This is a genomic window from Allobosea sp. AAP35 (assembly GCF_001295925.1).
Taxonomy (GTDB): domain Bacteria; phylum Pseudomonadota; class Alphaproteobacteria; order Rhizobiales; family Beijerinckiaceae; genus Allobosea.
In genome coordinates, this window is record NZ_LJHQ01000063.1 from 70,834 (window position 1) to 83,299 (window position 12,466).

The window sequence follows — 12,466 nt, forward strand, 5'->3', positions numbered from 1 at the left end:
AGCGCGACAGACCATGCCCTTGCAGCCGCCGGCCCAGGCCGGCCAGAGTTTTGCCGAGATCGACACTCCGGCCCTGATCCTTGATCTCGACGCATTCGAGCGCAACCTCGTCACCATGGCGGCCTATACCCAGGGCCATGGCGTCAGGTTGCGCCCCCATGCCAAGACCCACAAGAGCCCCGAGATCGCCCTGCGCCAGATTGCCCATGGCGCAGTTGGCCAATGTTGCCAGAAGGTCTCGGAGGCGGAAATCCTGGTCGAGGGCGGCGTCACCGACGTGCTCGTCAGCAACGAGGTCGCCGGCGCCGTCAAGCTCGACCGGCTGGCGAAGCTCGCGCGCCAGGCGAAGATCAGTCTCTGCGTCGATCACCTCGACGGCGTGCGCGAAGCCGCGGAAGCCGCCGCGCGCCAGGACGTGGTCCTCGACGTGTTGGTCGAGATCGATGTCGGCGGCCGCCGCTGCGGCGTCGCGCCGGGCGAAACCGCGGTCAGGCTGGCCGAGGCGATCTCACGCAGCAATTCGCTGCGTTTCGGCGGCCTGCAGGCCTATCATGGCACTGCCCAGCACATGCGCTCGATCGACGAGCGCCGCGAGGCGATCGAGCGCGCTGCGCTCGGCACCCGCAACACGGTCGAGCGGCTGACGCAGGCCGGGCTCAGCTGCGCCGTCGTCGGCGGGGCTGGCACGGGCACCTTCGAGATCGAGAGCCAGAGCGGCATCTGGAACGAGATCCAGGCCGGCTCCTACATCTTCATGGACGCCGATTATGCGCGCAATCGCACCGCCGACGGCACCCCCTTCCGCACCTTCGAGCATGCGCTGTTCATCCTGGCGGGCGTGATGAGCAAACCGGTGCCCGACCGCGCCGTGGTCGATGCCGGGCACAAGGCGGCTTCGGTCGATTCAGGTCTGCCGGTCCCCTTCCGGCGCGAGGGCGTGGTCTACACCAAGCCCTCCGATGAGCATGGCGTGCTGACGGGCGACCCCATCACCCTGCCGCATCGCGGCGACAGGCTCCTGCTGGTGCCGGGCCATTGCGACCCGACGGTCAATCTCCACGACTGGTATGTCTGCGTGCGCGGGCTGCACACCCCGGATGCCCATGTCGAGGCGCTCTGGCCGGTGGCGGCCCGCGGCGCCCTGACCTGACCGGCAGACGGCCCGATCGCGAGCGACCCTCGGCTACCCGCCGATGCAGCCGTCAGCGATTGAGCCGCACCGCGCCGCTTTGCGACAGATCGTAGCCGCCGAGCTCCCGTGCGCGGGCCAGCATCGCTTCACTGCGCATCCAGCCCAGCAGCCGCTGCGTCGCCGGCTCGAAATAGGTCCGGCGGCGCATCACCAGATCGACATGCTCCCAGACCAGCGGCAGGACATCGAGTCCGAAGGCACTGGCAACGGCTCTTGAGGCGATACCGCAATCGGCGCGGCCGGTGCGGATGGCAAGCGCAAGATCCTGCCCCGTCGCGCAGATGCCCTCGGCAAACACCATCGCCGTCATGGGCACGGCCTCGCGCTCGATCAGGCTGTTGAGCAAAAGTTGCGCGCCCGCTCCCGCCTGGCGCCGCGCGAACCGCGCCTGCTTCGCCACCGCCGCCGCCACCCCGGCGAGACCCAGCGGATTGCCGGGTGCGACCAGCAGACCCTGCTCGCGGCGCGCAAACCCGATCACCACCGCGTCGAACAGGCCGGGCTGCGCCAGGATGGCCGCTGGATTGGCGGTGTCATCGTCGGGCGTCGCATGGAGATGGATGGCCGCGATCGCGACCTCGCCCCGCACCAGCCGGTCGAGCCCGGCTTGCGACCCTTCGGCCAGCAGCGCCAGCCCACAGCCCGAATCCCGCACCGCGACCTCGAGCAGCGAATCCTGGCTGCCACCGATGATCGGCGGCGCCACCACCGGCTGCATCCCCCCGGGCCGCGACAACCCGGCCTCGAGCCAGCGATCGAGTGCCGCGCGCGGAAACAGCCATTTGCCGCTGACCTTGGTGCAGGGCACGGCGCCGCTTGCAACGAGCTCGTAGAGCTTGCGCTCCTTCAGCCGCAGATAACCCGCAGCCTCCTCGGTCGTCAGATAGACCTGATCCTGCATGGACATGCGCTGGCCTGCGCTAGTTACGATATTGGCAATTTGTCTCATTGAACCCTAAGAAAGACAAGTCTTTGCAGGATGACGTCATCCACGGGAGCGGGCTGGGTTGGACTTCGCAGCGATTTTTTCAGCCGCTTTCGCCTTGATTGTCGGGCTCGATCCGACGTTTCTGACGATCGTCGGGCTGTCGCTGCGCGTGACGCTGACCGCCGTGCTGGTCGCCGCGCTTATCGGCCTGCCGCTGGGCGCTGCGCTGGCGCTGGCGCGCTTTCCGGGGCGCTCCGTCGTCATCGTCTGCCTCAACGCGCTGATGGGGCTGCCGCCGGTCGTCGCCGGTCTGTTCGTCTTCCTGATGCTGTCGCGCTCGGGGCCACTGGGATCGCTCGGCTTGCTGTTTTCGCCGGCCGCGATGATCGTGGCGCAGATCATCCTGGTCCTGCCGATCGTGATCGCGCTCACGCGCCAGACGGTCGAGGATCTCTGGGGCGAGTATCGCGACCATCTGCGCTCGGTCGGGCTGGAGGGCGTACGCGCCATCCCGACGCTGCTCTTCGACGGGCGTTTCGCGCTGGCGACAGTCCTGCTTGCCGGCTTTGGTCGCGCCAGTGCCGAGGTCGGCGCCGTGCTGATCGTTGGCGGCAACATCGCCGGCTACACCCGCACCATGACGACGGCGATCACGCTGGAAACCTCGAAGGGCGACCTTCCGCTCGCGCTGGGGCTCGGCCTGGTTCTGATCGTCCTGACCCTCGCCATCAACGCCATCGCCTTCGGCGCCAGCCGCATCGGCGCCCGCTATGCGGGATGACGAACATGCGTGATGTCGCCTCCATCCTGCCCTTGTCGGTTGACGCCGTGTCTTTCCTCGGCAGTGGTCGCGCGCTGATCGAGGATCTGAGCTTCACCGTTCCCGCCGGTGGGCTGACCGTGCTGCTCGGCCCCAATGGCGCCGGCAAATCGCTGACCCTGAGGCTCTGCCACGGGCTGCTGACGCCAAGCGAGGGCCGGATAGGCTGGGCGGCCGGCGCGCATGGTCGAGCCAAGCGTCACGCGATGGTGTTCCAGAAGCCCATCATGCTGCGCCGCTCGGTCGAGGCCAACATCACCCATGCGCTGGCGGCGGCCGGTGTGGCGGGCCACGAGCGCCGGGAACGCGCCCATGCGGCGCTGGCCCGCTTCGGCTTGACCGACCGCGCGACGCAAGCGGCGCGGCTGCTGTCCGGCGGCGAGCAGCAGCGGCTCGCCATCGCCCGCGCCTGGAGCTTAAGGCCCGAGTTGCTATTCCTGGACGAACCGACCTCGCAGCTCGACCCGGCGGCCACGCGGCAGATCGAGGAGCTGCTCGCCGGGCTTGTGGCGGAGGGCATCACTATCCTGATGTCTACCCATGATCTCGGCCAGGCCCGGCGCCTCGCTGACCGGGTCTTGTTCATGCATCGCGGGCGGCTGTTCGAGGATGCTGGCGCCGGCGCGTTTTTCGCGGGCCCCGCCACGCCCGAGGCGCGCGCGTTCATCGCGGGGGAACTGATCTGGTGACCCGTCGGACATCCCACAAAAATTCCAGGGAGACGATCATGAGCCCAACCCGACGCCTGCTGATCGCCAGCGGCTTCACCGCCGCCCTGACCGCCCTCGCGCTGGCCCAGACCACGACCGCACCCCCGGCGGGCACCCGCTTCATCACCGTTTCCTCGACGACGTCGACGCAGGATTCCGGCCTGTTCGGCCACATCCTGCCGCTGTTCAAGGCAAAGACCGGCATCGAGGTCCGTGTCGTCTCACAGGGCACGGGCCAGGCGCTGGACACCGGCCGGCGCGGCGATGCCGACGTCGTCTTCGTCCATGCCAAGGCGCAGGAAGAGACGTTCGTCGCCGACGGCTTCGGACTGGAGCGCAGGCCGGTGATGTACAACGACTTCGTGCTCATCGGACCCAAGAGCGATCCGGCCGGGATTGCCGGCACGAAAGACATCGCCGCCGCGCTGGTGAAGATCGCCGAGAAGGGCACGGCGTTTGTCTCGCGCGGCGACAAATCCGGCACGCATGCGGCCGAACTCTCGCTTTGGAAAATGGCCGGTGTCGATCTCGCAGCCCGGAAGGCCGCCTGGTATCGCGAGATCGGCCAGGGCATGGGCGCGGCCCTCAACACCGCCGGCGGCATGGGGGCCTATGTGCTGGCCGATCGCGGCACCTGGATCTCGTTCAAGAACCGCGGCGATCTCACGATTGTCGTCGAGGGCGACCGTCGCCTGTTCAACCAGTACGGCGTCATCGCGGTGAACCCGGCCAGGCATCCCCATGTGAAGACCGACGACGGTCAGGCCTTCGTCAGTTGGCTCGTGGGCCCCGAGGGCCAGAAGGCGATCGCCGATTACAAGATCGAGGGTCAGCAGCTGTTCTTCCCCAACGCGACGCAAGCCGGCGCGTGATCCCGCCCAGCGTCGGAGCACGGCCGCGATCGCAGGACGCTTGTCTCAGAAGTCGCTGGCGAGGCCCTTGACCTCCCAGTCATTGTAGCGGACCGGCTCCAGGCCGCCGCGACCATCGATCTCGCGTGCGCCGGCAAGCTCGGCCGCCCGGGCGTCGATCGCCGCGCGGCGTGCCTGCGCCTCCGCCAGGGCGCGCTCGGCGGCCGGCGACAAGGGCTTCGAGGGCGCGTCTTCGGGGACCGCGGCCGCGACGGCCTGTGCGCTGGTCTCGTTCATCATCACAGCCTCTCTCGTCTCAGCCACTCTTGCAGGATCGCCCTCGCCTTCACCACATAAGCTGCAGATCCGCATCCGGGGAGAGGCATGACGCCGCGTTGCCCGTCGATGTGAACCATGGGGATGACGATGAATTATGTCCGCACCGGCATGCTAATGGCCGGTCTCACGGCGCTGTTTGGTGCCGTCGGCTATCTGCTCGGCGGCGGCAGCGGCATGCTGATGGCGCTCGGATTTGCCGCCGTCACCAACCTCTTCAGCTACTGGAACTCCGACCGGCTGGCGCTCGCTGCCCACAACGCCCATGAAGTTGATGAGGCGAGCGCGCCCGAGCTCTACGGCATGGTGCGCGATCTTGCGGCACGGGCCAACATGCCGATGCCGCGCGTCTACCTCATCGACGAGGACCAGCCCAACGCCTTCGCCACGGGGCGCAACCCGCAAAACGCCGCCGTCGCGGCGACGACCGGCATCATGCGTACGCTGAGCTATGAGGAGCTCGCCGGCGTGATGGCCCATGAGCTCGCCCACATCAAGAACCACGATACGCTGACGATGACGATCACCGCGACCATGGCCGGCGCGATCTCCTCGCTGGTCACCTTCGGCATGATGTTCGGCTCGCGCGAGAACCGCCCCAACATGATCGTCCAAATCCTTCTTTCGATCCTGGCGCCGCTGGCGGCGATGGTGATTCAGATGGCGATCTCGCGCTCGCGCGAATACGAAGCGGACAAGCTCGGCGGCGAAATCGCCGGCAATCCGGTCTGGCTGGCTGATGCGCTCGCCAAGATCGCCGGCGGCGTCGCGCATATTCCAAACGAGACGGCGGAGGCGAAGCCTGCTACGGCGCATATGTTCATCATCAATCCCCTGACTGGCGGCGGCATGGATTCCCTGTTTTCGACACATCCCGACACCGGCAACCGCATCGCCGCGCTGATGGAGCAAGCCCGCGCCATGGGCGTCGGTCGTCAGGCGGCCGGGGGCGGTTTCACGAGCCAGGCCGCGCAGAGCCCCTGGAGCGGTGGCGGCACAGGCCGCCGATCCGGGCCCTGGGGCTGACAGCGTGGCAAAGGACCTGAAATCGGACGATCTTCTTCACGACGCGCAGCAACACGAGGATGGCGAGAGCGGTGCCGGGCCCGCTCCGGGCCTGCCGGCCCGCAAGCTTGCCGCCGCCGTCATCGACGAGGTGCTGCGGGCCAGGCTCGCGCTCGACGACACCCATGAGCGCCTGGCGCCGGCCTATCACCTCGACGCCGCCGACAGCGCGTTGGCGCGCGCCATCGCCATCACGGCCTTCCGCCGGCTCGGCACGATCCAGGAGGCGATCAATGCGAGGCTGGAACGGGGCAGCCCGCGCAATTCCGGGCCGTTCGAGCCGATCATGGTGGCGGCCGCTGCCCAGATCCTTTTCCTCGACGTGCCCGACCATGCGGCTGTCGACCTCGCCATCCGCCACCTCCACGAGGATGCGCGCTCTTCCCGCTATGTCTCGCTCGGTAATGCGCTGCTGCGGCGCCTCGCCCGCGAGCGCGAGGCGATCCTGGCGGAAGCCGTCGACCCGTTCCTCGACACGCCGGAATGGCTGACCGAGAGTTGGATGGAGAGCTATGGCGAGGAGACGGCCGCGGCCATCGCCCGCAGCCACCGCGACGAACCGCCGCTCGACATCTCCGTGAAGGATTCTGCCGAGGACTGGGCGCTCAAGCTCGACGGCCTGCTCCTGCCCACCGGCTCGATCCGATTGCGCGAACGCCAGGGCATTACCGGCCTGCCCGGTTTCGACGAGGGCGCCTGGTGGGTTCAGGATGCCGCCGCCGCGCTTCCGGTACGCCTGCTCGCTCCCCAGCCTGGCGAGCGCATCGCCGATCTCTGCGCCGCGCCCGGCGGCAAGACTGCCCAGATTGCCGCACTTGGCGCGCAGGTTACCGCCGTCGACCGCTCGGGCCCGCGCCTGCGCCGTCTGCGCGCCAATCTGGAACGTCTCGGCCTTGAAGCCGAAATCGTCACCAAGGACGCCACCCTCTGGGAGGCCGAGCCTTTCGACGCCGTCCTGCTCGACGCGCCCTGCAGCGCCACCGGCACCATCCGCCGCCACCCGGACGTGGCCTGGACGAAATCGCCCGACGACCGCGACAAGCTCGTCGCGCTGCAGGCCCGCCTGCTCGAAGCGGCGGCGCGCCTGACGCGGCCTGGCGGCCGGCTGGTCTATTGCACCTGTTCGCTCGAGCCGCAGGAGGGCGAGGCGCAGATCGAAACCTTCCTGCAGACGCATCCGGACTTCGTTCGAAAGCCGATCGAAGCGGCCGAGATCGGCGGCCTCGGCGAAGCCATCGACGCCAATGGCGATCTGCGCACCCTGCCCCATCAACTCCGCAACGACACGCCCCGCCTCTCGGGATGGAGTGGATTTTACGCAACCCGTCTGATCAGGTTATGACAGAACGGGGATTCGCGCTGACGGGCGATGCCGGGTGTGATGAGTACGGGGCGTATCGGGGCATTGAACGGTTGGTCTGAGCGCAGAGGTTTGGCGCAGGCCGCGATCGCACGGGCGGCGCGGCGAACCCGTGGACAGTTCGTCGGCGTCGCGCGCAGGCTCTGGCCGTTCGGACGCGGCACCGCCACCCGCTTGCTGTTTGCCCCGCATGATCTGCGCACGGCCGATCCGACGACGGCAAGCGACATCTATGCCGGCTACTATGCGTTCGCCGGCCGCACGTTGCGGACCCATGGCGAAGCGCCCTTTGACAGCGAGCCCGCGAGCGAAGGCTGGGCGGAGGCGTTGTATGGTTTCGCCTGGCTGCGCCATATGCATGCGGCCGATACGGCGATCGCCCGCGCCAATGCCCGCGCGCTTGTGGACGACTTCATCGGCAGGAAACGCGAGCGTCATGAGATCGCGCGCCGTCCTGTCGTTGCGGCGCGCAGGCTGATCTCGCTGTTGTCCCATTCGCCTTTGCTGCTGGAAGGCGCCGACCACGTTTTCTATGAGCGCTTCGTGCGCCATGTCTCCCGCCTGGCCGACCGGCTCGATCTGGCCTTGTCAGGTGCCGTCGAGGGAACGACGCGGCTCAATTGCCTGATCGCCGTGACCTTTGCCGCGGTCTGCCTCGACGGTCAGGATGCCCGGCGCAAGCGGTTGGAATACCAGCTCTCCGACGAGCTCGACCATCAGATCCTTCCCGATGGCGGCCATCTCAGCCGCAATCCCCGCGTGCTGATCGAATTGCTGCTCGATCTTCTGCCCCTGCGCGAAACCTTCATGGCCCGCGGGATCGAGCCCCCGCGCGGCGTGCTGATGGGGATCGAGCGGATGATGCCGCATCTGCGGCTGTTCCGGCATGGCGACGGGGCAATGGCCTTGTTCAACGGCATGAGCACGACGCCGCCCGATTTGATGGCGACCCTTGCCGCCTATGACGACGCCCGGGCGCGCCCGATCGAACAGGCCGCGTATTCCGGTTACAGCCGGTTGACCGGCGATCGCAGCATGGTCGTGGTCGATGCCGGCGCGGCGCCGCGTGGACCCCATTCGATCGAGGCGCATGCCGGTTGCCTCGCCTTCGAATTCTCCAGCGGTGCCCAGCGCCTCGTCGTCAATTGCGGGACCAGCCGCCACGGCTCCGCCGAATTGCGGCTGGCGGCGCGCAGCACTGCCGCTCATTCCACGGTCACCCTCGACGATCGCTCCAGCGCCACCTTTGGCCGCGTTCTGGGCGAGATGCGCATCGTCGCGGGGCCCAGCGATGTCCGCGTCGCCCGTCAGGACACGGAGGGGGGGCAGGAATGGGTCGGCAGCCATGACGGCTACAAACGCGGCCTTGGGGCCGTCCATACCCGCCGGCTGCTCCTGGCACGCGATGGCGCCGCGCTGAGCGGCGAAGACGAGATCACCCTGACCAGTTCACCCGCCATGCTCCCGGCTGTCGCGCGCTTCCATCTGCACCCGTCGATCAAGCCCAGCCTCATCCGCGAGGGACACGGCGTCATGCTCGCCACGCCCAACGGCGAAGTCTGGGCTTTCGAGGCTTCGGGCCATGCGGTCTCGATCGAGGAGAGCATCTTCCTGGCCAGCGCCGACGGCCGACGCCGCTCCGAGCAGCTTTGTGTCGCGTTCGACGCCGTCGCCACTCCCCAGATCGTCTGGAGCTTCAGCCGGATCGGCGCCGCGGCGCCCGCGATGGGACGCTTCAGGCCGGCGCCGCCCGAGGCCGGGCTGGGGCCGGAATCCACAGGCAGCGCATAAGTTCTGTGCGCCAGCAGGTTTTGCTTTGCGCAGCGCAGCATGATAGCTCGCCCGAACCGCCAGCCGACAGACCGCGTCTGCCTCATCAATCCTGGATATATCCCGATGCCGACCGAGCTTCGCCGCGTCGAACGCGCCCTCCTTTCCGTGTCGGACAAGACCGGGCTGATCGACTTCGCCCGCGCCCTGCACCAACTCGGCATCGCGCTGGTCTCGACCGGCGGCACGGCCAAGGCACTTGCCGAAGCCGGGCTGCCCGTCACCGACGTCTCCGATCTCACCGGCTTCCCGGAAATGATGGACGGCCGCGTCAAGACCCTGCACCCCAAGGTCCATGGCGGCCTCCTGGCGATCCGCTCGCATCCCGAGCATCAGGCCTCGATGATCGGCCACGGCATCGCGCCGATCGACCTGCTCGTCGTCAATCTCTATCCCTTCGAGGCGACGGTGGCCGCAGGCAAGCCTTACGACGACTGCATCGAGAACATCGACATCGGTGGCCCGGCGATGATCCGGGCCGCCGCCAAGAACCATAACGATGTCGCCGTAGTCGTCGATGCGTCCGACTATGCCGCCGTGCTGGGCGATCTCGGGGCCCAGAAGGGCGCGACGACGCTGACGCTGCGCCGAAAGCTGGCCCAGAAGGCCTATGCCCGCACCGCAGCCTATGATGCCGCGATCTCGAACTGGTTCGCGAACGAACTCGGCGACACTGCGCCAGCCTATCGCGCGCTCGGTGGCGAGCTCGCCGAAACGATGCGCTATGGCGAGAACCCCCATCAATGGGCCGCCTTCTACCGCACCCCCGGCAGCCGGCCCGGTGTTTCGACCGCAAGACAGGTCCAGGGCAAGCAACTCTCCTACAACAACATCAACGACACCGACGCCGCCTTCGAATGCGTGGCCGAATTCGATCCTTCCGCCTCGGCTGCCTGCGTCATCGTCAAGCACGCCAACCCCTGCGGTGTGGCAACCGGAGATTCGCTGCTGCAGGCCTATGAGCGCGCGCTGGCCTGCGACCCCGTCTCTGCCTTCGGCGGCATCGTCGCTCTCAACCGCAAGCTCGATGCGCAGGCGGCTGCGAAGATTGTCGAGGTCTTCACCGAGGTCATCATCGCGCCCGATGCCGATGAGGACGCCATCGCACTGATCGCCGCCAAGAAGAATCTGCGCCTGCTCCTGACCGGCGGCCTTCCGGATGTCCGCGCGCCGGGCCTGTCGCTGCGCACGGTCTCCGGCGGCTTCCTTGCCCAGGCGCGCGACAACGCCGTCGTCGACGACATGGCGCTGACGGTCGTGACCAGGCGCAAGCCGAGCGAGGCCGAACTCGCCGATCTGCGTTTCGCCTTCCGCGTCGCCAAGCACGTCAAGTCGAATGCGATCGTCTATGTGAAGGACGGCGCGACCGTCGGCATTGGCGCGGGCCAGATGAGCCGTGTCGATTCCTCGCGCATCGCAGCGTGGAAGGCGGGCGAAGCCGCCAGGGCCGCAGGGCTGTCCGAGACCCTGGCCAAGGGCTCGGTCGTCGCCTCCGACGCCTTCTTCCCCTTCGCCGATGGTCTGCTCGCCGCAGCCGAAGCCGGCGCCACGGCCGTTATCCAGCCGGGCGGATCGATGCGCGACGACGAGGTGATCAAGGCTGCCGACGAGGCCGGCCTTGCCATGGTCTTCACCGGGCACCGCCATTTCCGCCACTGAGGACTTCGCCATACGCCGGAGGACAACCGCATGCATACGCTCAAGGTCATCGCCGCCGGCTTCGCCCTCCTTGGTGCCTTGCATTTTCTGGCACGCCGCCTGAACCGGGGCGGCGGCAATCCGACGGGCGTGGCCGTCAAGCTCTTCCTGCCGCTCTGGCTCCTGGCTTCGCTGGTCAATCTCTGGGTCGGCGTCAACCACGCCGGCTATACGCTGCTTCAGGAAATGCCGTTCTTCACGCTGGTCTTCGGCCTGCCGGCGGGTTTCGCGATCCTGCTCTTTCTCCGTTTCCGGTGAGACGATGAGCCTCGATTCCGTCCGCGCCTTCTTCGCGCAGCATGCGCCCGAGATCGCCATCATCGAGACCCAAGCCAGCAGCGCCACCGTGGCTGAGGCCGCAGCCGCCCATGGTGTCGAGCCGGCCCGCATCGCCAAGACGCTGTCGCTGCGCGTCGAGGACCGGGTCGTGCTGGTGGTGACTCGCGGCGATGCCCGGCTCGACAACCGCAAGGCCAGGGCGGCATTGGGCGGCAAGCCGCGACTGCTTGGGGCCGACGAGGCGCTGGCCGTCACCGGCCACCCGATCGGCGGCGTCTGCCCCTTCGGTCTCAGCCAGCCGGTTCCGGTCTATTGCGATGTCTCGCTGAGAGCATTCGACGTCGTCATTCCGGCTGCCGGCTCGACCCATAGCGCTGTCCGGATCGCGCCTGCGCGCCTGGCGGCGTTGACGGACGCCCAATGGGTCGATGTCTGCCAGGACGCGGTTCGTACCGCGCCCTGAAGCAGCCCCTCACGCATCCGCCGGTAGCTGGTCGGTCAGGGCCATCGCCGCAGCCGGATTGCGGACCTTGTCGCCGCTGATGACATAGAGGAAAACGTCGCGCGGACCGGCCTTTTCCGGCGCCGCGCCGATGGTGTCGAGGTCGTCGGGAACCTGGCCGGTCGACCAGGTGCGGGCACGCCTAGCCCAGGCTTCGAGGGCGTGATTGCCGTAGCCAAGCGGTTCGGCCTCCTTCGTCCCCATGATCCGGGCATAGACGAAGGACGCGGTGATGTCGGCGATCTGGGGAAAGTCGGAATCGCCCGAGGTGACCGCCGCAACGCCATACGCTCTGAGCAAGGCTGCAAAATCGGGTGTGCGGAAGCTGTCATGGCGCGCCTCGACCGCATGGCGGATGGCGATGCCATCGACGCGCTTCGGAAGCAGCTTGAGGAAGGCTTCGAAATCCACCGGGTCGAACGCTTTGGTCGGCATGAACTGCCAGTTGATCGGCCCGAGCTTGTCCTTCAGTTCGGTCACGCCGCCGGTGAAGAATTTGTCGATCGAGGCGCCGGCATCGGCCAGCACGCGCCGATTGGTGATGTAACGCGATCCCTTCACGGCAAAGACGAAATCATCGGGTGTCTCGGCATGCCAGCGCGCGAAGCTTTCGGGCTTCTGCGAACCATAATAGGTGCCGTTGATCTCGATCGAGTCCAGCCGCTCGGCCGCGTATGCGAGCTCACGCTTCTGGGGCAGCCCTTCGGGATAGAAGGTTCCGCGCCAGGGTTCGAACACCCATCCGCCAATTCCGACCCGAATGCGTCCGCTTGTTGCCGTCATCGAGGACCTCCTTCTTCCACAGAGCGACGTTTTCAGGGGAGTTCGTTTCGCGATAACGCGCAGCGGAGCGAAAAGGTGGCAGCAATGGTCGAATGGTGGCTGATATCGCCGT

The 12,466-nt window shown here is 67.6% G+C and carries 13 protein-coding genes; 10 read left to right on the plus strand and 3 right to left on the minus strand.

Going from position 1 to position 12,466, the window contains the following annotated elements; genetic code table 11:
* Positions 1-13 precede the first annotated feature (13 nt).
* Entirely contained in the window at positions 14-1,150 is a 1,137-nt protein-coding gene (locus IP69_RS18750) for a DSD1 family PLP-dependent enzyme (protein WP_054144343.1), read from the plus strand.
* A 52-nt stretch (positions 1,151-1,202) separates the two neighbouring features.
* Here the strand turns inward: IP69_RS18750 and IP69_RS18755 are convergent, their stop codons facing one another.
* Positions 1,203-2,099 (minus strand): helix-turn-helix transcriptional regulator, encoded by an 897-nt coding sequence (locus IP69_RS18755; RefSeq protein ID WP_248306896.1) that lies wholly within the window; start codon positions 2,097-2,099, stop codon positions 1,203-1,205.
* Positions 2,100-2,214: 115 nt separating this feature from the next.
* Here IP69_RS18755 and IP69_RS18760 point away from each other — a divergent pair, with 115 nt between their 5' ends.
* The 3 genes from IP69_RS18760 to IP69_RS18770 are packed head-to-tail and all read left to right on the plus strand — an operon-like array spanning position 2,215 to position 4,522.
* Entirely contained in the window at positions 2,215-2,901 is a 687-nt protein-coding gene (locus IP69_RS18760) for an ABC transporter permease (RefSeq protein WP_156323543.1), read from the plus strand.
* A 5-nt stretch (positions 2,902-2,906) separates the two neighbouring features.
* Positions 2,907-3,629 (plus strand): ATP-binding cassette domain-containing protein, encoded by a 723-nt coding sequence (locus IP69_RS18765; RefSeq protein WP_054144367.1) that lies wholly within the window; start codon positions 2,907-2,909, stop codon positions 3,627-3,629.
* 38 nt (positions 3,630-3,667) lie between these two features.
* Positions 3,668-4,522 carry a substrate-binding domain-containing protein gene (locus IP69_RS18770; protein ID WP_054144346.1) on the plus strand — a complete coding sequence of 285 codons (855 nt, stop codon included), beginning with the start codon at positions 3,668-3,670 and terminating at the stop codon, positions 4,520-4,522.
* 45 nt (positions 4,523-4,567) lie between these two features.
* Here IP69_RS18770 and IP69_RS18775 read toward each other — a convergent pair whose 3' ends face one another.
* Positions 4,568-4,798: a DUF1674 domain-containing protein gene (locus tag IP69_RS18775; RefSeq protein ID WP_054144368.1), complete on the minus strand. Its 231-nt coding sequence runs from the start codon at positions 4,796-4,798 to the stop codon at positions 4,568-4,570.
* Positions 4,799-4,927: 129 nt separating this feature from the next.
* On the opposite strand from IP69_RS18775, the gene htpX reads away from it, so the two are divergent.
* The 6 genes from htpX to IP69_RS18805 all read left to right on the plus strand — a co-directional run bounded on the left by htpX (position 4,928) and on the right by IP69_RS18805 (position 11,532).
* Positions 4,928-5,863 (plus strand): zinc metalloprotease HtpX, encoded by a 936-nt coding sequence (gene htpX, locus IP69_RS18780; protein WP_054144369.1) that lies wholly within the window; start codon positions 4,928-4,930, stop codon positions 5,861-5,863.
* Positions 5,864-5,867: 4 nt separating this feature from the next.
* Positions 5,868-7,244 carry an RsmB/NOP family class I SAM-dependent RNA methyltransferase gene (locus IP69_RS18785; RefSeq protein ID WP_248306897.1) on the plus strand — a complete coding sequence of 459 codons (1,377 nt, stop codon included), beginning with the start codon at positions 5,868-5,870 and terminating at the stop codon, positions 7,242-7,244.
* A 90-nt stretch (positions 7,245-7,334) separates the two neighbouring features.
* A complete protein-coding gene (locus tag IP69_RS18790; protein WP_054144347.1) occupies positions 7,335-9,053 on the plus strand; it encodes a heparinase II/III family protein in 1,719 nt (572 codons plus the stop codon).
* A 105-nt stretch (positions 9,054-9,158) separates the two neighbouring features.
* Complete coding sequence (gene purH / locus IP69_RS18795; RefSeq protein WP_054144348.1) at positions 9,159-10,751, plus strand: bifunctional phosphoribosylaminoimidazolecarboxamide formyltransferase/IMP cyclohydrolase; 1,593 nt, start codon at positions 9,159-9,161, stop codon at positions 10,749-10,751.
* 30 nt (positions 10,752-10,781) lie between these two features.
* Entirely contained in the window at positions 10,782-11,048 is a 267-nt protein-coding gene (locus IP69_RS18800; RefSeq protein WP_054144349.1) for a hypothetical protein, read from the plus strand.
* Between the two features lie 4 nt (positions 11,049-11,052).
* Positions 11,053-11,532, plus strand: a complete 480-nt coding sequence (locus IP69_RS18805) for a YbaK/EbsC family protein (RefSeq protein WP_054144350.1) — start codon at positions 11,053-11,055, stop codon at positions 11,530-11,532.
* 9 nt (positions 11,533-11,541) lie between these two features.
* On the opposite strand, the gene IP69_RS18810 is transcribed toward IP69_RS18805, so the two are convergent.
* Entirely contained in the window at positions 11,542-12,354 is an 813-nt protein-coding gene (locus IP69_RS18810) for a DUF72 domain-containing protein (RefSeq protein ID WP_054144351.1), read from the minus strand.
* Between the last annotated feature and the right edge of the window lie 112 nt (positions 12,355-12,466).